This window comes from Candidatus Ozemobacteraceae bacterium (genome assembly GCA_035373905.1).
Lineage (GTDB): Bacteria > Muiribacteriota > Ozemobacteria > Ozemobacterales > Ozemobacteraceae > MWAR01.
Genome location: DAOSOK010000001.1, coordinates 16172 through 35937 on the forward strand (window position 1 = coordinate 16172; position 19766 = coordinate 35937).

The 19766-nt window shown below is 62.0% G+C and carries 20 protein-coding genes; 6 read left to right on the forward strand and 14 right to left on the reverse strand.

The annotated features are described in order from the left end of the window. Positions 1–43: 43 nt before the first annotated feature. Positions 44–220 (forward strand): hypothetical protein, encoded by a 177-nt coding sequence (locus PLU72_00085; GenBank protein ID HOT26551.1) that lies wholly within the window; start codon positions 44–46, stop codon positions 218–220. Positions 221–888: 668 nt separating this feature from the next. On the opposite strand, the gene PLU72_00090 is transcribed toward PLU72_00085, so the two are convergent. Genes PLU72_00090 through PLU72_00120 form a run of 7 tightly spaced genes read right to left on the reverse strand, consistent with a single transcriptional unit; the run spans position 889 to position 5794 of the window. Then, positions 889–1317, reverse strand: a complete 429-nt coding sequence (locus tag PLU72_00090; protein ID HOT26552.1) for a biopolymer transporter ExbD — start codon at positions 1315–1317, stop codon at positions 889–891. Next, positions 1317–1901, reverse strand: a complete 585-nt coding sequence (locus PLU72_00095; protein ID HOT26553.1) for a MotA/TolQ/ExbB proton channel family protein — start codon at positions 1899–1901, stop codon at positions 1317–1319. The genes PLU72_00090 and PLU72_00095 overlap by 1 nt, the downstream gene beginning before the upstream one ends. Continuing rightward, on the reverse strand, positions 1898–3139 hold the full coding sequence (locus PLU72_00100) for an ATP-binding cassette domain-containing protein (protein ID HOT26554.1): 1242 nt from the start codon (positions 3137–3139) through the stop codon (positions 1898–1900). The genes PLU72_00095 and PLU72_00100 overlap by 4 nt, the downstream gene beginning before the upstream one ends. After that, positions 3136–3816 carry a methyltransferase domain-containing protein gene (locus tag PLU72_00105; GenBank protein HOT26555.1) on the reverse strand — a complete coding sequence of 227 codons (681 nt, stop codon included), beginning with the start codon at positions 3814–3816 and terminating at the stop codon, positions 3136–3138. The genes PLU72_00100 and PLU72_00105 overlap by 4 nt, the downstream gene beginning before the upstream one ends. Positions 3817–3836: 20 nt before the next feature. Further along, positions 3837–4634, reverse strand: coding sequence for a DUF364 domain-containing protein (locus PLU72_00110; GenBank protein HOT26556.1), 798 nt, complete (start codon positions 4632–4634; stop codon positions 3837–3839). Further along, positions 4622–5290, reverse strand: coding sequence for an energy-coupling factor transporter transmembrane component T (locus PLU72_00115; GenBank protein HOT26557.1), 669 nt, complete (start codon positions 5288–5290; stop codon positions 4622–4624). Before PLU72_00115 ends, PLU72_00110 begins: the two co-directional genes overlap by 13 nt. A 6-nt stretch (positions 5291–5296) precedes the next feature. Continuing rightward, positions 5297–5794 (reverse strand): hypothetical protein, encoded by a 498-nt coding sequence (locus tag PLU72_00120; GenBank protein HOT26558.1) that lies wholly within the window; start codon positions 5792–5794, stop codon positions 5297–5299. Positions 5795–6059: 265 nt separating this feature from the next. Between PLU72_00120 and PLU72_00125 the strand changes: the two genes are divergently transcribed. The 3 genes from PLU72_00125 to PLU72_00135 are packed head-to-tail and all read left to right on the forward strand — an operon-like array spanning position 6060 to position 10257. Beyond that, a complete protein-coding gene (locus tag PLU72_00125) occupies positions 6060–6689 on the forward strand; it encodes a helix-turn-helix domain-containing protein (protein HOT26559.1) in 630 nt (209 codons plus the stop codon). Between the two features lie 13 nt (positions 6690–6702). Continuing rightward, complete coding sequence (locus PLU72_00130; protein HOT26560.1) at positions 6703–8961, forward strand: hypothetical protein; 2259 nt, start codon at positions 6703–6705, stop codon at positions 8959–8961. Positions 8962–9015: 54 nt separating this feature from the next. Further along, on the forward strand, positions 9016–10257 hold the full coding sequence (locus PLU72_00135) for a M20 family metallo-hydrolase (protein ID HOT26561.1): 1242 nt from the start codon (positions 9016–9018) through the stop codon (positions 10255–10257). A 203-nt stretch (positions 10258–10460) separates the two neighbouring features. Here the strand turns inward: PLU72_00135 and PLU72_00140 are convergent, their stop codons facing one another. From PLU72_00140 to PLU72_00150, 3 genes are all read right to left on the reverse strand, one after another. Continuing rightward, positions 10461–11381, reverse strand: coding sequence for a hypothetical protein (locus PLU72_00140; GenBank protein HOT26562.1), 921 nt, complete (start codon positions 11379–11381; stop codon positions 10461–10463). Between the two features lie 291 nt (positions 11382–11672). Beyond that, the gene (locus PLU72_00145) at positions 11673–12533 is read right to left on the reverse strand and encodes a pentapeptide repeat-containing protein (GenBank protein ID HOT26563.1); all 861 of its coding nucleotides are present in this window, start codon (positions 12531–12533) and stop codon (positions 11673–11675) included. 160 nt (positions 12534–12693) lie between these two features. After that, positions 12694–14043, reverse strand: coding sequence for a hypothetical protein (locus tag PLU72_00150; GenBank protein ID HOT26564.1), 1350 nt, complete (start codon positions 14041–14043; stop codon positions 12694–12696). A gap of 224 nt (positions 14044–14267) precedes the next feature. Here PLU72_00150 and PLU72_00155 point away from each other — a divergent pair, with 224 nt between their 5' ends. Beyond that, positions 14268–14411 carry a hypothetical protein gene (locus tag PLU72_00155; protein ID HOT26565.1) on the forward strand — a complete coding sequence of 48 codons (144 nt, stop codon included), beginning with the start codon at positions 14268–14270 and terminating at the stop codon, positions 14409–14411. 294 nt (positions 14412–14705) lie between these two features. Continuing rightward, on the forward strand, positions 14706–15251 hold the full coding sequence (locus PLU72_00160) for a hypothetical protein (protein ID HOT26566.1): 546 nt from the start codon (positions 14706–14708) through the stop codon (positions 15249–15251). A 31-nt stretch (positions 15252–15282) separates the two neighbouring features. Here the strand turns inward: PLU72_00160 and PLU72_00165 are convergent, their stop codons facing one another. The 4 genes from PLU72_00165 to PLU72_00180 are packed head-to-tail and all read right to left on the reverse strand — an operon-like array spanning position 15283 to position 19765. Continuing rightward, entirely contained in the window at positions 15283–16290 is a 1008-nt protein-coding gene (locus PLU72_00165) for a pyruvate kinase (GenBank protein HOT26567.1), read from the reverse strand. After that, entirely contained in the window at positions 16283–17554 is a 1272-nt protein-coding gene (locus tag PLU72_00170) for an MFS transporter (protein ID HOT26568.1), read from the reverse strand. The genes PLU72_00165 and PLU72_00170 overlap by 8 nt, the downstream gene beginning before the upstream one ends. Continuing rightward, positions 17551–18822: a hypothetical protein gene (locus tag PLU72_00175; protein HOT26569.1), complete on the reverse strand. Its 1272-nt coding sequence runs from the start codon at positions 18820–18822 to the stop codon at positions 17551–17553. The genes PLU72_00170 and PLU72_00175 overlap by 4 nt, the downstream gene beginning before the upstream one ends. Continuing rightward, positions 18815–19765 (reverse strand): hypothetical protein, encoded by a 951-nt coding sequence (locus tag PLU72_00180; GenBank protein ID HOT26570.1) that lies wholly within the window; start codon positions 19763–19765, stop codon positions 18815–18817. The genes PLU72_00175 and PLU72_00180 overlap by 8 nt, the downstream gene beginning before the upstream one ends. Position 19766 lies beyond the last annotated feature (1 nt).

Genomic DNA, 19766 nt, shown 5'->3' on the forward strand with positions numbered 1-19766 from the left:
CTGTCTCCTTGAGTGAATATGTGACGGGTATCTCAACGCATGCATGCGTATTCCATCCGATGGGCGGGGCCGGGAATCGGCGGTCGCGAACCAGTGCCAGCGCGGCATCCCGGAGTGCGTCCGGAACGACCCCCTGCACCGCCGGTTCGGAGACGGTGCCGTCGGCGCCGATGCGGAACGCGAGGAGGACGGTTCCTTCAAATCCCCGTTTCCGGGCTGATTCCGGGAAACGCTTCGCCCGTTCGAGCCGTTCCCTGACCACGGCGAGGTAAGCGGTTACCTCGTTCCCGGACGGTGCTTGGGGGGGCGCGGGGACTGAATGAATAGTGCTAGATATACTCGTTGTTGTATTTCGCGAGGAGGTTGCAGTTGCCAGGTTTCGTATTCGTGCGATCCGGTCGGCAAGGCACGGGATGCCGGGCCGATCCCCCGGCGGGGCCGGATCCGATCTTCCGGCCACCGGTCTGGGAAGGTCGGTATGAACCGGCCGGGATGGGGCCGCGGATACGGATACGATCGGAGAAACGGGAATGACGGGCTTTCTCGGAACTCGACGTGGGCGCTGTGCAGCGGCATTCCTGATGACACGGGCGGCAGTTGGAGCCTGGCAAGTTGGGAGCGTGGGCATGGGAGGCGGAGTTGCAGAATCCATCTGCGCGATGACGGGCCTGGAAGAAACCGCCGGCGGGTTGACCATCGTTCGGACCGGCGTCAGCCGCTCGAGCGCGAGGACGGTGACGGAAGACCGCGACGGAGGAAGACGTAGTGGACTCCAGCCGCACCAGAGGCCCAGAGCCGCCAGCACCGCGAACTGCATGACGGATGAGCCGGCCAGGGCAAGAGCGGCGGGGCAGACGTCTTCCGCTGGAGCGGGCGATACCGGTGCCATCATGGAACGGCCTCATGTCCGGCCGTCTCCCGAGCGTGACCCGCGATGGCGAGTCTGGCGATGCCGGCCGCCTGAAGACTGTCGAGCAGTTCGAGGGCGATGCCGGCCGGCGCCTTGCGGTCGATTTCGAGGACGACGGGCGCGGAAGCGGGGAGCCGTCGTGCGCGGCTTGCAGCGTCCGGCAGCCAGCCTTCGGCCGGGAGTGGGGTTCCATCCCAGATGACACGGCCTGCCGCCGTGACCTCGATGGGAACCGGAACGGCGGTATCCTGCCGGCGATGCTCACCCACGGAGGGCAGTTCGACCTGCATCAGTGGCAGGGCCTGCTGGGTGAGGATGAAGAACAGCAGGAGCGTGAAGATGATGTCCGATGCCGGTGTCATGTCGAACGACATTCCCGCGGTCCGGGCCGATCGCTTCCAGGCCATCAGCGGACCTCTCCGTCGGGCTGGCCGGGAGCGTCCGGGGCATCGAGCGTTTCGAACAGCCGGCGTTCGATTTCCCTGAGGCGGCTGCGGGCGAGGCTTTCGATCGTCTGCGCAAGGCCGATCCCGATGAGGGCCAGGATCAGGCCATAGATCGTGGTATATAGCGCTTCGAATAAACCTCCCGCCAGCTCGGGGGGGATTGCGACACCGCGCGCGGCGATGACGCGGAGCGTGTTGACCATGCCGGTGACGGTGCCGAGGAAACCGAGCATCGTGCTGGTCTGGGCGAGGAATTTCAGGGTCGGCACGCGGCGCGTCAGGCAGTCCTCGAGGCGGGCGAGGGCGAGCTCGATCGAATCGGTCAGTCCGATGCCGGGCAGACCGCGCCGTTCCTTCGCCATCGCGAGCGCGCGGTCGACCCAGTAAGGCGCGCCGCTGCACGCGAAACGGCCGGGTCTGAACCGCCACAGCAGAAGCCAGAGGATCCGCGACAGCCCGATGGCCCACATCACGAGACCGACCACCGTGAGAGGGATCATCACGGGGCCGCCCTTCTGCAGGAAGTCGAGGATTGCGTTCGTCATCTCATGTTCTCCAGGTCTATACGCGTATGGGGAAATGCCTCGAACCAGCCGGGTTCGTGTGTCGCCGCGACGATGCGCCCCCCGGCGGCAAGCCAGGCCGACAGGAGGGCCGAGATTCTCGACCGGTTCGTCTGGTCGAGGCCGCCCAGCGGCTCGTCGAGCAGAAGGATGGCGGGGTGGCGCGCCAATGCGCCGGCGAGCGAGACGCGCCGTTTTTCGCCGTAGCTCAGGAGGAGGGGCGAGGTTTCGAGATGCCGTTCCAGGCCCAGATACCTTGCGAGAGCTTCGGCGTCGGGCCGGCGGTCGCTGCGTCCGAGCGTCAGTTCGGCGAGGACGTCCGGCGCGAACAACTCCTGGTCAGGGTGCTGCGGCACGAACGCGCGGCTCGCCGAACCGTTGACGCTGCCCGCCGAAGGTTCGGCAAGTCCCGCAAGGCAGCGCAGCAGCTGTGTCTTGCCGCTACCGTTCGGTCCGGTCACGATGGCAAGCTCGCCTCGGTTCAGCTCCAGGTCGAGGGAAGCGGCCGCCGGTCCGCCGGCCCATCGAAGGCCGCGAAGGACCAGCGGCTGCGGATCGTCCGCCGGTGTCAGGGACGGGGGGGGTGAGGGATGGTTCGCGGAGACGCCGGCGGGAAGCAGGAACACGTCTTCGCCCGGCTCGATGCCGGCTTCCGTCGCCAGTATCGTGACGCCGCTCTCGGCGAGGCTGTTCATGGCGTGCAGCACCCGTTCCCGGTGCGCGATATCGAGGCCGGTCAGCGGTTCGTCGAGCAGGAGAAGCTCGGGCGGATACTGCCACATGCCTGCAAGGCCGAGATACCGCGCCTGGCCGAAGGAGAGCCGGTCGATCGGGTTCGCCAGCATCGGTTCGAGGCCAAACCTCTTCGCCGTCGCGAGAGCATGATCCACTGCCGCCTCCCAGGTCGGTTCCCGGAACTCGGGACCGAGCAGGAGTTCGTCGAGAACCGTCGTCGTTAGCAGATGGAGAAAAGGATCCTGGCTCGAACGTCCGTGGACCGCCGGCAGGGCTGTTTCGCCGAGATCGACGACGCAGCCGGGCGTCGATGCCGGAAGCTCGCCGGCAAGGAGCGCCAGGAGCGTGCTCTTGCCGCAGCCCGAGGGGCCGCGTAGACGGGTGATCCGGCCGCGCGGAAGACGGAGCCGAAGATCCGAAAACAGGGGCTCGGCCTCGCCGGACCAGGCGAATCGCCTGATATCCAGCTCCAGCGGCGCATTCATCGGGATGGCTTCCAGAACAGCCAGAAGCCGGGCGGGTTGCCGAACATCTCGACCGTCCCGCCCCGCTCACGCGCGAGCCGTTCCATGGCGTCGCGATCCATCGGAGGAATGCGTGGGGCGCCGACTTCCGCGTCCCGCTTCGCTCGCCGGCGAACGATCTCTTCCCGGACCTCCGCCGGAATCCGGAGACCGTAGCCGCCGCCCACGTACGCGGCGCCGCCCTCGGCAAGGACGCGCTTCATCTCGTCGAACGCAGCCGGGAGGTCGGGCCAGAACTGGATCGAGCCGCGGCTGAACACCAGGTCGACGCTCCCTGCGGGGAGCGGGATGGCCGCGGCGTCGCCCGAAAGCGCGGTGAACTTCGCGGACAACGCATGCCCGAGCCCGGAAACGTGTTCGACGGCCAGTTCGAGCATCGGCTTCGAGACATCCACCTCGACGACGCTCTCGGCGCCGGCCTTCAGCAATTCGACCGCCATGTGACCCGGGCCTCCGCCGATGTCGAGCGCGCGAAGACCCCGGATCGGACGGCCCAGCGATGCCTCGATGTCGACGATCAGCCAGCGGTATAACGGAGAAAATATAGTATCAGCAACATTTTTGAAGTCGTCGGCGTCGTCTCTGTTCCAGTCGGGAAACAGTGGGCGGGGATGTACGGGCGGGCGCGCGTTTTCCATCGGTGTCGCTCCTGTTCGATTCAGCCGCCGAGAGACGACGGCGGGCGAATGACCGGCCGGTTGCCGACCAGTCGCATGTCGCGGGGCATGAGAACGGAGGTGAGACCCGACAGTACACGGGCCGTGCCGCCGTGGGCGAGCATGGCCTCAACGGTGTCGGGATCTTGGGCCCAGGCGCCGCCGACCACGTCCACGCCGAACTCGAACAGCACCGGGCTGAGCGGCACCGTCGGGCCGAGGACGATCCAGGTGGATCCAGGTTTCTTGAGGCGGAGCAGGTCATCGATCGTGTCGTTCAGGCAGGTGACGCCCGTCATCGCCACGACATCGGCGTCGGGGATCACCTGCGGCGCAGCCTCGGCGGGCAGATCGCCCGGCTGGGGCCGCTTTTCGAGGATATGGAACGCCGATGCCACATCGCGGATCTCTTCCAGGTGAGGAAAATGACCAACGACGACGGCGCGCTTGCCACGCGCGAACGATGCCGCAAGTTCGATGGCATTTCCCGCAACGCAGTCTCGGACGGGGGGAAGGGCGACGGCGTTGAGGGCCGCCATGCCAATCGACCGTTCGAGCGGTACCTGAGAGTCTGTCCAGGAAACCAGTTCCGAGAGGGGAAGCCGTTCGACCGAGCCCATCCGCCGCACCGGCGTGTGGTTGCCGTTCGTGTAGATCCGGTCATCGAGAAGGGTCATGCTCATGCCCATCTGATCGGCCTTCACGATCGTCATGAACGCGTAAATGGCGACTTTTCTGACCTTTGCGTCGAGCCGTCCCGGCGGAATCGCCAGTTTCACGGCATCAATCACTTTTGACATGGATCTTCTCCTTGGGTGCGCCCGGCGAGAAGTTCGTGAATGATGTCGGGCGGAACAGCGCTTCTCCGGGCGTGTGGGTCGATGCCTCGCACGGCCAGCGCGAAGGCGGCCCGGTCCCCGAGTCGAAAGAGGCGGACGAAGAACGGCAGCAGCAGCGCCTGGATTCGCCATGAAAGCGGGCCGTGTCGCCAGGCGCCACGTACTTTCTGGAGCGCGTAAATGTCGCAAAACTCCCGGCCGAGCAGAGGCAGGAACCGGAACGCCAGTTCCAGCGAGAGCGCGATGAACGGCGGCAGACGTCGGCAGGCGTAGGTGAGTTCCCTTGAATTGAGCGTGGAGGAGAACCACAGGCCGGGCGTGAGCGACAGATGGAAACGCAGGATCGCCATGGCGGTGAATGGGGCGAGCCGCGCAAGATCCATGTGCGGAAGAGCCATGAGCGCTACGAGCAGGCCGCCGAACGCGGCGAACCCGATCTCGCGGCGCCAGCCAAGCCAGGGGCAGCGGAAGATGGGGCGGGTTGCCTGAGCCAGCAATGCCCCTGCCGCCAGACGGATGGCGTCGGGTGCCCAGACGGCCCAGAGAAGGAAGGTGGATGTCAGTGCGAGTCGCAGCCAGACCGGGTACGGATTGATGGATGCATGTCTCGTTGTCATCGCCCGTTACACTCCCCGCTGGGGGATCACCCGGAGAAGCCACACGCCGAGCCCGGCCCCCGCCGCCCGCAGAACCGTGTGAAAGCCGACGAAGACCAGCGTGAAAAACAGAATGCCCTGTGCCAGAAGTCCAGCCGCCGGGCCGAGCACCAGATACGTGACGCCGCCCTGGACGGCTGCCGATATCGCTCCCGAGACGGCAATGATCGAGACGCTGCGAACGGGGTGCCGCGCCCATGATTCGCCCGGATTGCGGAGGGCGGCGGCGTCGATGATCACGCCGTCAAGCAACATCAATGGAACGAAGAGAGGATGGTGTGCCCAGACCGGCCCGCCGGGAAGGAACAGGATGACGACTTGCTGTACGAGTTTCGTCAGCGTGGCGGACCAGCGGTAGGGGACCTTTTCCCGAACAATCAGCAGGCAGGCGGCCCCCAGGGGAATTGTCGCGATGCCACCGAAGCCCGGAAGCGGGATGAGCGCGTGAAACAGGTTCGTGGTCATGACGCTCAGGCCTCCGCAGGCTCCGAGCAGGGAGATGAGAACGAGACCCCGTGCGTTCAGTCGATTCATAGAGTAATGATAGATAACGTTAGGTAGTATTGTCAATAGATAAAACTGCTACTAAACGGTACTGGTCGCTATTGTGCTCCGTGCGTGGGATGAGGTCGATGGATCATGTGAGAATGAGATGAACCGCCTACCAGACCCCGACGCATCGAGGTGGCTTGTGGTAGAATCTTCCCACGTCTGTTGGAAGGAGAGAGCCATGGGTGACCCGCAGAAGCTGTTGACGCTCAAAGAAGCTTCCGAGATCCTGCATGTGAACCCGGAAGTGCTTCGCCGCTGGCTTCGCGGCGGACGTGTGAATGGTGTGAAAGTTGGCAGTGACTGGCGTATCAGCCAGACGGAATTGTCGAATATGCTTCGGCCCGCTCGTTTTGCCTCGGCACCCGTCGTTGACGGCCCGAAGATGTGCATCAAGTCGCCGAAATGGCTCGAGTATTCCGGGCTTCCGAAACAGCTCAACGACGAGATCGGGCCCGAAGCCTGGCCTCTCCTGAAAAAGCTGGTCGAAATCGATTTCGAGAAGGAAGACGATGAAGACCGGCGAATCCCTCTCGATACCGAGGATCTCTCCGAACGCACCGGATATTCGAACCAGATTGTCGAACGGACCCTCGAGCAACTTGCCGACAGACAACTGCTCTCGATCTCAAAACAGCGTGGCGGCTCACGGCATATCGAGATCCTGACGCCACTCCGCACGCCGCGGATGATTCTGGACATCCCGTTCAAAAAGGGCGGGGTGCAGGACGCGCCGTCAAACGCTCTCAAAAACCGGTGCATGCGTCGGTATCTGGAAGCGCCCGCGGGCAGCCGACGCTCGAAAAAATAGCATAAATAATAGAATGCCGACTCTCCAGCCGGGGACTGAAAACTCCGCATTGCTCGGCAGCCGTCGACCCGGATGGGCATTCTGCCTCCTCGCCGTTCTGGCGATCGGCCTCTGGATCGGTCTGATCGGCCGTGAACTGTGGCGCCCCGAGGCGCGCGTCATCTTCAGAGATTCGAACCTGATGGGGCTTCCGAACCTGCAGTATCTCGGAGAAGCCATCCGCGAAAGGTTCATTCCCTGGGTGCATCCCCGCCAGGGCTGCGGCACGCCGTTTCTCGCCGATCCCCAGTCGCAGGCGATGTACCCGCCCGCCTGGCTCTTCGCCCTCTTTCCCGAGGAAGCGGCGTTCAAGCTCCAGCAGTTCGTCCACCTCCTCTTTCTGGGAATGGGATTCGCGCTGCTGGCCTGGTTTCGAGGCGTGCGCGCGGTCGGGGCCATCTGCGCCGGCATCGTCGGCGTCTCGGCCCAGTGCACCCTCGTCCAGCTCGAGTGGCTTCCGACGCTGGCGGGAACCGCCTGGGTGCCCTGGGGGCTGCTCGCGGCGATGTCAGGCGCACCCGGGTGGTGGCTGTTCTGCCTTGCGATGATGATCTTTTCAGGCTACGCCTATCTCTGGGTGATGACGCCCGTCCTCGCGGCGGCCGGAGTCCTTCTTGCCCCGCTGCCGGAGCGTCGCCGGTTCCTGCTGATGGCGCTCCTGCTGCCGGCCGTGACGGCACCCTGCTGGATGGGCTACTTCTCGTTGACCGGAGAAGCGAAGCCTCATGGGCTGACCGGCGACCGGGTGTTCCCCATTACCGGGTTCGAGCCGTGGCACCTGTCGTTTTTCCTGATGCCGCGCGGGATCGCCCCCTACGAATTCGTTCATGCCGACGGCCGCATCAGCTCGTTTCCCGTCGAGTCGGACGTCGCCTGGAGCCTCTTCTGCTACTTCGGGGTCGTTCCCCTGATCCTTGGCCTCTATGCGGCATGCCGCCCGACGAGGGAGCGGGCCGCCGTGGTGTTGATGGGGGCCGGCGGGCTGGCGATGGCGTTCGGTCTCGGATGGCTCGGAAAAATCTCGGTCCCGCTGAACCAGGCGATCCATCATCCTGCCACGTTCATCCAATTGTTCGTCTGGGCCCTGTTGTTCGCATGGCCCGTCGGCTGGCAGCTGCTGGATGATCCCGAGCGGATCCGGATGTCCCGGACGCCTGCGGGAGCATGGCTCTGGTTCGGCCTCGTCGCGGCGGTCGCGGTCGCCGGTCATTTCCACCTGTCGGGACGGGCGCTCGAAGATGCGGCATCGACCTACTGGAACCAGTCGTTCAGGGTAGGCTGGCTTGGCTGGTTGATCGCCGGCGTCACCGCCGTTCTCGCCTGGGAATCGGCCAGGCTGCGGCTCGCCGCCGCCGGTCTGCTCGCGGTCGCGCTCGTCGACGTGTTCCTCTTCCTGCCGATGGTTTTGCCTATCACCGATTCTGCGCCGGTTTCGACACGAATCACGGAGGGAATTGACGGGAGTTCCGGCAGACTGCGCCTTCAGAATGACTACGTCGACCGGTATCTCGACAAGGAACATCTGGCGCAGGCGAAGGTCGACGAGCATCTCAGGTGGAGCGTCAGCGTCGGGTATCCGAACCTGTTTTCCCGCTTCGGGATATACCAGATGGATGTCTACAATCCGCCGTTCATCCATGACACGCTCGTTCAGTGGACGGCGAGACTCGATGCGGCTTCCGGAACGGCCGAGGTCGAAGCGCTGAGGAGATTGTCCGGTGTAAGATATATAATGACGACGATAGATATGTCGGCCTACGGCTGGAGAGAGGTCGCGGTGAGACCCGCGCCTGTCGGGAGCTGGACGGCGAGGCTGTATGATGCCGGTCCCGCGCCGGGAGCCGTTGTCATGAGTCGAACCGCCCTGGAGAACCTCGATGCGGGCCGGTCGCCCGCGTCTTCCGATCTCGTGCCCGTCGATCTGCGCTGGCAAAAACAGGATGCAGCGGCAGTGCTTCCGGCCGGCGACGCGCTTCCGGCTGAAGCCGTGCTGTTCGTGCCGGTGACTCCCTGGGTCGGATGGCGCCTCTTCCTCGACGACGGCCTCGTTTCGCCGATCGCCCGGGGAGACCGGTTCGGGCTGGCCGTTTCCCTCCCCGCCGGAGTTCGTGCGGTCCGGCTGCAGTTCCGGCAACCCTGGGCATACCACGCCCTCTTCGCGATGTTCCTCGGCATCGCCGGTGCCTGGGTCGCGTGCAGACGGGAAATGGGAAATTTCGTCACGAACGGATGATATGACGCGAAAAGGTGTATACTCCCGACAACATTCCCTTCTAAGGAGCAGAGCATGTCCGTTGACAAGCAGATCCTCGAGAAGATCTCCACGTATTCCGAGTATGCGATCCACCTCCAGCGCGGTCTTGTCGCGCACCCGGCCGTCTGTCCCGAGAACGGCGGCGAAGGCGAGCTGGCCAAGGCCGAATGGCTCCAGGGCGAACTCGCGAAACTGAAGTTCGACGAGATCAAGCGGTACGACGCCCCCCACGCGAAGGCGAAGGGCGGGGTGCGGCCGAACATCGTCGCCCGCTATAAGGGGACGAAGTCCGACCGGACGTTCTGGATCATGACCCACCTCGACGTCGTCCCGCCCGGCGAACGTTCTCTCTGGAACACCGATCCCTACCAGCTTCATATCGACGGCAACAAGCTGTACGGGCGCGGCACCGAGGATAATCATCAGGGGCTGGTCGCCAGCCTGCTGTGCGTGCGCGCCCTCATGGAGTGCGGCGTGCGCATGCCGTTCGACGTCGCCCTCCTGTTCAACGCCGACGAAGAGACCGGCAGCGAATACGGCGCGCATTACATGGCCGAGAAACACCCGGACGTCTTCGGCAAGAACGACATGTTCATCGTCCCCGACGGGGGCGCCGCCGACGCCTCGCTCGTCGAGATCGCCGAAAAGTCCATCTGGTGGCAAAAAATCCGCACCCAGGGCAAACAGTGCCACGCCTCGATGCCGCATCTCGGCCGCAACGCGTTCCGCGCCGCGAGCGAGTTCGTCGTGAAGCTCGGCAGCCTGTACAAGACGTTCAAGGCGAAGGACAAGCTGTTCGATCCGCCGATGAGCACCTTCGAGCCGACCAAGAAGGAAGCCAACGTGCCCAACGTCAACACCCTGCCCGGCGACGACGTGTTCTATCTCGATTCCCGCATACTGCCCCAGTATCCGCTGGCCCAGGTCGAGGCAGAGATCAAACGGCTCGCCGCAGAGATCGAGAAGAAGTTCGACGTGAAGATCAGCTTCGAAGACCTCCAGCGCGCCGAGGCGGCTCCGCCGACTCCGGTCGACGCGGCGATCGTCGGCGCCATGATCAAGTCGGTCAAGAAGATCTACAAGGGCGCGAAGCCGAAGGCGAAGGGAATCGGCGGCGGCACGGTCGCGGCCGTGTTCCGCAAGATGAATCTGCCTGCCGTCGTCTACTCGAAACAGGACGAGACGGCTCACATGCCGAACGAATACTGTATCCTCGACAATCTGATCGGCGACGCCAAGGTGTTCGCCCTCACCATGCTCGAGATGGAAAAATAGTTTCAAACATACAGAACCGGCCCGTCGCTCGAATGACGGGCCGGTTCGTTCGTACTCTCGGTATGGGCCTCATCCGGAGAATATCTTCGTCGATCGCCTGTGAAGCCCTTGGAGCAATGGACGAAAAGAACGACCCCGAGCCTGGCAGGCGCGGAGCCGTACGAGAGGAGCCGCCGGGCAGGCGCGCCCGGCGGGCTCGGGAATCAATCGAGAGACTGGCTCAGAGAGTCGGCGAATGCTTTGAGAGCTTCGAACCCGGCCGGGATGATGCCGGCTTCCTGTTTCGGATTCGGCGTGGCCTGGATGGTGATGAATTTGATGAAATCGGCCAGCGCCAGCTTTGCCGTCTCCGGATCGCCGGCTTCGTAGGCGATCCGAATCGCGTCGATGTGGTCCTGCGTGGCCTGGCAGATGCCGTGGTTTTTGAACCAGTCGGCGTTGAGAGGCATATCGAAAGAGATGGGGGGGACGACGGTGACGTTCAGCTCGGCGGTTTTATTGGCGACTCTGCAGGTCACAACGCCTTTCCAGACCGTTGCGGGAGCCGAGAATGCGGTGCCGGAGACGTATGAACCGGTCCAGATGATGGCCAGCGTCACGCGACCGGTGGTGCCGTCGGGGCGTGTGGCGGTCACTGCAACCGATCCCAGGTCGAACACCTGGTTCGTTTTGAGGGTGACGGCCGCCGGATCGAGAGAGATCGAAACGGCGGTGATGTTCAGGGTGAGAGCATCGACAAAGGATTTCAGCTTCTGATACGTCTCTTCGGGAATACCCTTCAGGTGCTGGGCTTCAAGATAGCCGGCGAACTCTTGCAACGCCGTGAGAGCCGTGTCGTAGGCTTCCTGATCGTAGGCGGTCACGACCGCGTTGAAGTGGGCCTGACAGCTGTTGCGCAGGTTCTCCTTGATGAACGGCAGCGCGGCGATGTCTATCCCGTAGGCCACGATTCGATCAACGCCGGTCTCTTTGGGAGCGGCTGTACCGGCAGCCATGACGAAAGAACCGTTTTCCGAAATGCTGGAAGCGACCGGGGAAACGCCGTTGCCTCCCTGGCCGCAACCGGTCAGGGTGCAAGCGATGCATACGAGCACAAGGGCATTGAAAAAACGCTGAAATTTCATGAAATCCTCCAAAAGACAGGTTGAATGCTCTCGGCAAGGCAAGCAAACATCGTGCCAAGTAAATGTATCGACATCTTCAGAACAGTTCTGCAGGACTGCCAAATTCTAGGCGTCTCCTTGCCGAAATCCTGTTGTGCCTTCATCAAGATTGGGTTTCCAAAGATTGTGTAATCCGGTCATCGGCCACTGATCGCCGTGCCCCGAATCTCATCATGCCTTTCTGGTGATGTTGGCCGAGAGAGGTGTATCACGAAAGGGGACACGCAATTGCCTTTTGGTGCGCAGGAAGCCCTAGCGGCAGTTCGGAAAAAGTTGCCGGGTGAGCTGGAAGGCGTTTTTCACGGGCTGAAGCTTATCGAGAATCAGGCCTTCGGTGGCGGCGGCGGATTGAAATATCTTCGGATCGAGCCAGGCGCCGGTGAAATCGACCTTTCGCAGACGTGCCTTGTCAAATCTCGTGCGATCGAGAATCGCGCCCTTGAACGACGCGCCGTCGAGAGTGGCGCCCCTGAAATCGGCGTATGTCATGCAGCTGTCATCGAAGCGGGTGCCGACCAGGCGGGCCTTTCGGAAATTGATGCCCGCAAAATAGTACCCCCGCAGATCCATGCCGGAAAGGTCGGTCCCTTCAAACGTTTCCCAGGCGACGGGCTTGTTGCGGACCTGTGTGTTCCAGTAGTCGCGGCCTCGGCTGAGAAGTTCAAGGTTCTTGCTGATCTCCGACCGGGTGGCCAGCCATTGTTGTAGATTATATTTAACAATATCATACCCAGCCGCAGAGATGAAAAAGACCGTGACGGCCGCCACGAACAGGCTGGCTTCCACGCCGTCCGGCGGCTTTCCCTGGGACACCTTGCCATTGGTGGCCATGACCACGGCCAGGAAGCCGCGCCAGAAGTCCATGATGGTCAGAGCCATCAGAGTGAATCCGACGCCATAGATATCCAAGAAGTCGCCGGGGGGTAAGTCCAGAAGCCTTTGAAGAAAGAGCATCAGTGGAAAGGCGAGGACGCTGAAGAGGACGACGAAGAACAATCCGCGCATAATCAGCTTCAACCCGTAGAAAAAGGTTCGGACGGGGGTGTTGATTTCACGGGCGGGTTCGGCGATCGGCACCAGTCGGTCGAGCCACTTGAACAGTTTGATGTTCATCGTAATCCCCTTTGAACTCAGAAGAAGAAGGAACGATGCAGGACTAAGCCCGGCAGACGCAAATGCATCGATATATAAATAATGAAATATATAAAATTCATCGCCGTCGGCTCCGAGAGAAAGCCTGGCTGGAGCTCGTCTGAAGATATCTCGAGTTTCGTTATTTGAGTTCGCCCGTGATCTCGAATTGCCCGACCGGAACGTCGAACAACAGGACTTTTGTCGGTTTTTCCATCTTCAAAACGGGGAAAAGATTTGATTTCTTGAGCGCAATTCCGAATGCTTTCAACTTTTCCGACGTCTGAGCGTAGCCTTTGATGGAAATTTTCCGGTCCAAATCAACCCTCACATGGGTAAACCAGACGCCATTGCTGGGATCAAGACCTGACTTCCTCGTAACGCCGGGGGTGAAGGAGCTGTGAGTGAAAAGCGTCGCCCATTCCTCGTTTGGAAATCTGGAAGGAGATTCGGGAGCTGGATTGGGAAATGAGATTTTCCCCAGGAGGATGGAAGAAAGAATCGGTTTGCCAAAGGAGGGGTCGGTTTCGGCCGAAACGGAAATGAACATCGAGCGAAATCCGAAGGCGCTTTCTTCCAAGATTCTGAAAACGACAGGAATTTGGTCGTCGATGGACGAAAAACCTGCCTCCAGCGGATAAGAGGTTTGTTCGCCGTCCTTGAGGGGAGGTGAAACCCTGAGATCCATGAGCCGCAGGTTTGCGCCATCGATTTTTGAGAACACCCCCCGCATGTGTCGCCAGAAACTGCTGGTTTCTCCGGAGCTCTCGATTTGGCCCGAAATGACGGGAATTTGAAATGTGAAGCTGACGACTCGAGCTCGTTGAAAAACCGATAAAGCCATCTTGGAGGAATTCGGGGCAAAAGCAGTTGCAATTTCTGAAAGGCGGGGCCAATCAATGGCATAGCCGGTCACGCTTGCCGAGCCTTCCTGGTCTGTCTGAACCGTCGTGAACCAGCCTTTGGCATCGGATGGCGGCTGCTCGCCTTTCTTGAACGGAGGATTGAACCCGCCGTACTCCAATATCCGGGAAAACAGAGCAAAAGAGAAATGGTCTTCTGGCTTCAATGGCTTCTCTTGAACATGTTCCAACACGATCATTCCCGACAGAAGAACGCTTTTCTGAGGATCGTTTTGTTGGCCTGCATCGGCTTTCAGGGATTTGATCCTGAAAGATTGCTCGCCGAGCTCGGCTTTGGCGCATTTTTCCAAGAGCGATTTTGTTTCGTCGGGATCCAGTTCGGTGAAACCGAGTTCGATCTTGGCAGAACCGCCTGAATCCGGCTTTAGAAGCACCTTCCCTGGAAATGAATCCGCAATCAGTTGTACTGCCTTGATTCGTTCGGTGTTTTGACAGTGCCCCGAATGCGGAAACATGAAGACGAGTGACAACGCGATACAAAGGAACCACGTTTTTCTTGTCATTGTTTCCTGCCTTTCTCCCGGCTTTTCCGCTGCATGAATGTTTCTTCGCTCTTCTCGGACCGCCATCTCTTTTTCACGATTCTGTATTCCTCCGCAACACAAGCCATTTCGACGTCCCCGTTCACGATGAGCCTGTCGAAGGGCGAGAAGCTCTCGTCTCCTTTGTCATCCTCAGGAATGGCTTCGACAAGCTCGGGGCGAAGGGCTGATTTTCCTTCTGGAAAACACAATAATATCTATCATGCCTGGGGATGTCGGGGCCAGAGAATAGTTGCGGCTGACGGACGACCGTGCCAGCCTCTCAAATGATGCGGTTTGCGGCGGTTTCGACGCTCAGCTTCGTCGAAAAAGGCAACGTGGAATCCCAGCTTCTCATCGAAGGCCGCCTCGGGTATCATCAGAACGGCTCATCGTGGTTTGGCGTGCCTGGGTGACCGCTTGGGATTTCTGTATCTTGCCAGGCGATGCCCTGAATTCCCGAGGAATCCGAGACTTCCGGGGGAGTTGGTCGAAGTTCACCATTGCTCCTCGTCACACGGTACACGACAATCGCTTGCATGCTCGATACCGTTCGTGCTGAGGCTGTCGAAGCACGAATGCTCTCGCCCTTCGACAGGCTCAGGGCGAACGGGGGCACCTGGTGATGCGGATACTATACATATTGCTCGTGATACTTGTCGCCTGATATATGAGACGCATGGTGAAGCATGCGGCGGAAAGGAAATGCCATGGATACGAATCGTACGGTTGGGGGGATCATGGTTCTCGCTCTTGGGTGCTGGCTGGCGATCTTCTTTTCGGTGACCCTTCTCGGCGCGGGGTTGACGCTCCTGAATCAAGTCAAGGGGAATCCCAACCAGGACTTCATGGGGACGGGCGTTGACATGAGTGGGTTCCTGAAGGCCGTTTCCATGTGGGGGCGGCGTGGAGTGAACATCGCGGAATCTCCGGACATCGGAGCTGTCGACGCGCTCTTACGGATCATATTGGGTGTCAGCTGTGCCTGGTTTGGATCAATGATCCTGGCTTTGGATTCCTTGGAGAAGCGCCCCCAGGCATGGTACGTGAAGATCGCGTTCCCCGTCTTTCTTGCAGGTTTCTTCCTCTCCCCGTCGTTCCGGGCCACCCTTCGATTCCTTTGGGAGATCCGGGGCCATCTGGCTGGAATCTTCTCGCTGACGCTCTATCCTGTCTTGTACCTGGCCGGCCTTGGACTGGCGTGGCGGATGGTCGAACGCGCGGGGAGTGCCGTCATCCCGTATTTCAAACGATGAGTCGTCCTTCTGCCGGGAGCGGGATGCGTGTTCAGACGTTCGACGGAGTGTCCGTCGAGAGATGAAAATAATAAATCATAAAGGATATAACATCTGATATATGCGAGCCGGAGGCGGTTTCGTCGGAGAGGACGATGCCGTCGAAACCCGCGGTGAAAATGTCATGAAGATGCACGATCTCGCTTCTCGAGGGCAGGGGGGAGGCGGCCATCGAGCCGAGCACTTCACCCGCCAGTATTTTCGGCTTGTGCAAACGTGAAAATGCTGCGATATATTTTGCCTGAAGGCGGCCCAGGTAGCGCAGATCCGCTTCGGCGCCGAGATCGCCGCGGCAGAGCCAGGTTTCGTCGAACAGGGCGTCGATCTCCGCGAGCCGATCGAGGGCCGCGGGACGTTCGATCTTCGCGATCAACCTGCGGTTTCCAAGAAGGGGCCTGAACAGGCCGGCTTCGCTCCCGTCGAGGACGAACGAGACCGCGTATTCCACGAAGGGAAATTCGTTTCCGATTCGGATTGCTTCGGTATCGCGCGGAGAAAGCCGGACCAGTTCGTAGACGCGGTTCTCGCAGTTGAAGCCCTTGTTCGAGCTGAGCGGCCCCGACCGGACGCAGTCGGCTTCGAACGAGCCGGGGCCGTTCCGGCCGGTGATGCGCAGAATGACCCTGCGGTCGTTCAGATGCACCACGTCGCCGACGGCGGTCTTTTCGAACACGCTCTCGTGTGGGACGGGAATGACGGCCGGTGCGTCGGAGGCATCGGCAAGCCTCAATTCGACCCGTGCCGGAACGCCGGAGACCTCGGGATACCGGCCGATGCGCACCTTGGCGCCCTGCAGGTCGAGAACGACCGGCAGCACACGCCCGGTGTCGTGGAAAACACGTCCGATTCCGGACAGGCTTTCCCTGAGCCGGTCGCCCGACATGTGCGAGGTGTTCAGCCGGAACCGCGTCGCGACGCGCCCGAGAGCGGCCACCATCTCGGGAGAGGACGATGCGGGGCCGATCGTGAGGATGCGTTCGGCGTCGGACGGGTTACGCATGTTCCGCTTCCGGCGCCGGCGCGGGTCCGGCGGCCAGAACGGTGGCGGCCTGGACCCGGTACAGCATTAGGGAGCCGACGATGTAGCAGGCGATGAGCAGATACTGGACCGCCGTGAGACCGACGAGGTTCAGAAACGTCCCTTGCAACCAGGCGATCGCCGTGAGGCCGGCCCAGGCGGTGAGCGTGTTGAGGCTGCCGAACACCGTCTTGTTCTGGGCCTGCGGAAACATCTCGGGCAGGGTGATGACCATCGCCATGCAGTAGATGCGATCGAGGATCATGAACAGGGTGATTAGGGCCAGCGCCGCCCCGTAGGGCAGGTCGCCGGTGATGAAGACGGGAAAAATGACGCCTGAAGCCACGAGGCTGCCTGTGAAGGTGAGCGCATGGCCGAGCCTGTTCCGGATGGCGGGAACGACGAAGTTGATCACCGCTTCCCCGAGGCCGATCGCGAACAGCGCCTTGCTGATGCTCGCCAGATCGAGTCTGTAGTGGGTGATGAACCAGATGCCCGCGACGCAGTAGAAGCCGAAATAGCACATTCTATTTATTGTGAATCCGATATAATACTCGGCCGCCTTCGGAATGCGGAACGCCTTGACGTAGTCCATGAGCATGCCGCCGACCGAGAGCGGTTTCTTCTCCTCGCTGTCTCTGGAACGGAGCGACAGGACGAGAACGACCCCGGCGACGGCCATGATGGCGCCGAACAGCCAGAAGGAATACTGCCACGAGAGGGCGGGGGCGGCCGCGCCCGGCGACGCCTCGGCGGGCAGGACGGTCCGGGCGGAAACGGCGTGGGCCGTGAGCATCCCGACCAGCGGCACGCCGAGGGCCGTCGCCAGGGGCCGCGCCGACATCAGAACGGCCATCATCGCCTGATAGTGGCTTTTCGGCACCCCGTAGAAGGTGATCCACCACATGCAGGCCGCGATGGTACCCGACGAAAGACCGAACACGAGCCGTGAGAGCTGGGCGAGCATCATCGAGTTCGTCGAGAGGAAAACGGCAAGGCCTGCCAGCAGGCCGCTGGTCGCCGTCGCGAGCAGGGTCGGCACCCGGAACCGAGTCGTCAGGGCCGGTCCCAGCAGGACGCCGGTCACGGTGCCGATCGTCGCCCAGGAGATCAGCAGCAGCACCCGGTTCATCACGACCCCGAAGTGCCTCGAGAGTTCGGCGACCATCGGGGAGATCGCGCTGTCGATCGTCGAAAAGCCGAAGATCAGCAGAAACGACGAGACGACGACGAGATGGTTCTTCACGAAACCCGTTCCTTCACGGCAAGATCGAGGGCGTCGACCTCGCGACGGTCGGCTGCGAACACGGCGATGCCCGCCTTGCCGCCGTCGGGGGGCAGGACGATGACCGCCCCGGCGTCGCGGGCCGCGGGGGCGATCAACAGGGACGCCGCCCGCTTCGACAGTTTGCCCGAAAGGGCCGCGTGCAGACCGGCGAACGTTGCGTACTCCTCACGGACGGGGAGCGTTGCGAGGAACCGGACGTGGAGGGTGCCGCGGGAAAGCCCGGTGAGACGCGTTCCCAGGTCGATCAGGTGCGAAAAGCCGTTGTGCCTGAAGTTCGACTCGATCAGCACGGCTCGCCTCACCCCGTCTCCGTTGCGAACGATGCCCCAGTCGAGGTTGAGATACCCGCGGGCGCCCAGCTGGTAGGCGGCCCGGCCGAACGCCAGGCTTTCCGCGCGCACCTGGTCCGCGATGTCCGGATCGGTGAAGGGATACGAGAAGCCGACCCAGCCTCCGTTTTCGAGGATTTGCTCGTCGATCCCGACGAATTCGGGGCCGTGTCGCTCGATGTCGACCAGCGAGCCGAGCGTGCTCTCGAGATCGAGCCGCGGCTCGACCAGGATGCTTCCGCCGGTGTACCAGTCGTCGATCCGGGAAAGCAGGTCGGACGGCGTTCCGCACAGGTTGCCGACCCCGCCCGCGCTCTGCACGTTGCGGAGCATGAGCTCCCCGGCATGGAACTGGGAGGCGCTTCTGATCGCCCTCCGAAGCCCGGCGGCATCGTCGGCGACGACGCCGGGAACGGTCTCGATGCCGAGATGGCTCGCGATGCGCTTGCACTCGAGCTTGTCGTTGAGCTGATGCGACAGACCCTCTTCGATCAGGACGTCGTGCGTGGGATTCGCCGGAACGCCGATCGCGGCGGCGACCCGGAGCGTGTTTGTCGTCTGAATGTACGGCTCCAGCATCCAGTCGCCGCCGCGGCACAGGTCGCGCGCCTTTTCGATCAGCGCGGCATCGGCCATGAACGCATCGGCCAGAAGGAACGGTCGCGGGGTGACCGACGGAAACAGGACCGGCAGGGTCGAGGTGAAGCCGCTGACGGCGGCGGCGTAGGCAACGAATCGCGGGTCGACCTCGTTCCCGACGATGACCGCGTCACCAGGCGCCGCATGGAACAGGAACCGCGGCGTCCAGACGCTGACTTTCGACATCAGGTCGCCGGCGTCGGCCTGAAACGACTCTCCGAATACTTCCTCGATATTCGCAAACCAGAGTTTAGGCATAGAATGTCCCGTCGCAGACCGGGCATGTTGCGCGGTCGATCCGAAGTCCCTTGCTGGCGCTCTTCAGCCCGCACAGGACAAAATCGAAACCCAACTCCCGCAGCAGACGCGAATACAGATCCACGATGCACTGCTTCGCTTCGGGTTTCAGTTCGATGTAGGTCGTTTCCCCCTGTTTCGGCAGAAGCTGGCGGGACGCGTCGACGGCAAAGTGAGACAGGATGCGTTCCGTATACTCGCTTCCGATGCGCTTCCGCATGTCCCCGACCATCGGTTCCGTCAGGAGGAGGGTGGAAAACATCACCCTCTCGAGGCCGTTCGACTTCAGCGTGTTCAGCAGTTCGCGCACGGCCGCCTCGTCGTCCTCGAGACCGGGCACGATCGGGTCGATATGCACCGTGACGCGCACGCCGAGAGCCTGGAGTCGAGTTGCGGCGCGAAGCCGGTCCGCCACGGGGGCGATGTGCTGTTCGAGCGTCACGGGAGCCGCCGGCTTGAATACCGGGTTATACGAAAACTTCGCGTTGTGTGCTCCCATGATCTCGATGCAAGCCGCATCGGGCAGACCCTTGGTCGTGACGATCGCCCGGTCGATCGGGGACTCGGCGAGGACCTGGAGGATTTTCGCCGCCAAACCCGACGCCACGTAGCGCGGGGTGAACACATCGGTGTAGCGCGACAGCTTCAGGATCTTGATCTCGCCCTGGGCCAGCCTGTCGCGGATATCCTCGACCAACGCCCCGGATTCCTCGAGGGGAAGGGGCTTGTCGAAGCTCGTGCCGAGTTCGCCGAGTTTCGCGGTCACGGCGGAGCGGTACCGTGCGTAACAGTAGTCGCAGTCGTGCTCGCAGCCCGCCCAAGGCTCGAGATAGTGATACTTGCCGTACCAGCAGGTGCCGAGACAGCCGGGGGTGAACAGCGCAATCCTTTCCGTGTCCGTCATT

What these genes read in the sequence shown, in the direction of transcription:
- PLU72_00085 (HOT26551.1), top strand. Translation starts at nt 44, where the DNA reads ATGCGTATTCCATCCGATGGGCGGGGCCGGGAATCGGCGGTCGCGAAC.
- PLU72_00090 (HOT26552.1), bottom strand. Translation starts at nt 1,317, where the DNA reads ATGGCCTGGAAGCGATCGGCCCGGACCGCGGGAATGTCGTTCGACATG.
- PLU72_00095 (HOT26553.1), bottom strand. Translation starts at nt 1,901, where the DNA reads ATGACGAACGCAATCCTCGACTTCCTGCAGAAGGGCGGCCCCGTGATG.
- PLU72_00100 (HOT26554.1), bottom strand. Translation starts at nt 3,139, where the DNA reads ATGAATGCGCCGCTGGAGCTGGATATCAGGCGATTCGCCTGGTCCGGC.
- PLU72_00105 (HOT26555.1), bottom strand. Translation starts at nt 3,816, where the DNA reads ATGGAAAACGCGCGCCCGCCCGTACATCCCCGCCCACTGTTTCCCGAC.
- PLU72_00110 (HOT26556.1), bottom strand. Translation starts at nt 4,634, where the DNA reads ATGTCAAAAGTGATTGATGCCGTGAAACTGGCGATTCCGCCGGGACGG.
- PLU72_00115 (HOT26557.1), bottom strand. Translation starts at nt 5,290, where the DNA reads ATGACAACGAGACATGCATCCATCAATCCGTACCCGGTCTGGCTGCGA.
- PLU72_00120 (HOT26558.1), bottom strand. Translation starts at nt 5,794, where the DNA reads ATGACCACGAACCTGTTTCACGCGCTCATCCCGCTTCCGGGCTTCGGT.
- PLU72_00125 (HOT26559.1), top strand. Translation starts at nt 6,060, where the DNA reads ATGGGTGACCCGCAGAAGCTGTTGACGCTCAAAGAAGCTTCCGAGATC.
- PLU72_00130 (HOT26560.1), top strand. Translation starts at nt 6,703, where the DNA reads ATGCCGACTCTCCAGCCGGGGACTGAAAACTCCGCATTGCTCGGCAGC.
- PLU72_00135 (HOT26561.1), top strand. Translation starts at nt 9,016, where the DNA reads ATGTCCGTTGACAAGCAGATCCTCGAGAAGATCTCCACGTATTCCGAG.
- PLU72_00140 (HOT26562.1), bottom strand. Translation starts at nt 11,381, where the DNA reads ATGAAATTTCAGCGTTTTTTCAATGCCCTTGTGCTCGTATGCATCGCT.
- PLU72_00145 (HOT26563.1), bottom strand. Translation starts at nt 12,533, where the DNA reads ATGAACATCAAACTGTTCAAGTGGCTCGACCGACTGGTGCCGATCGCC.
- PLU72_00150 (HOT26564.1), bottom strand. Translation starts at nt 14,043, where the DNA reads ATGGCGGTCCGAGAAGAGCGAAGAAACATTCATGCAGCGGAAAAGCCG.
- PLU72_00160 (HOT26566.1), top strand. Translation starts at nt 14,706, where the DNA reads ATGGATACGAATCGTACGGTTGGGGGGATCATGGTTCTCGCTCTTGGG.
- PLU72_00165 (HOT26567.1), bottom strand. Translation starts at nt 16,290, where the DNA reads ATGCGTAACCCGTCCGACGCCGAACGCATCCTCACGATCGGCCCCGCA.
- PLU72_00175 (HOT26569.1), bottom strand. Translation starts at nt 18,822, where the DNA reads ATGCCTAAACTCTGGTTTGCGAATATCGAGGAAGTATTCGGAGAGTCG.
- PLU72_00180 (HOT26570.1), bottom strand. Translation starts at nt 19,765, where the DNA reads ATGACGGACACGGAAAGGATTGCGCTGTTCACCCCCGGCTGTCTCGGC.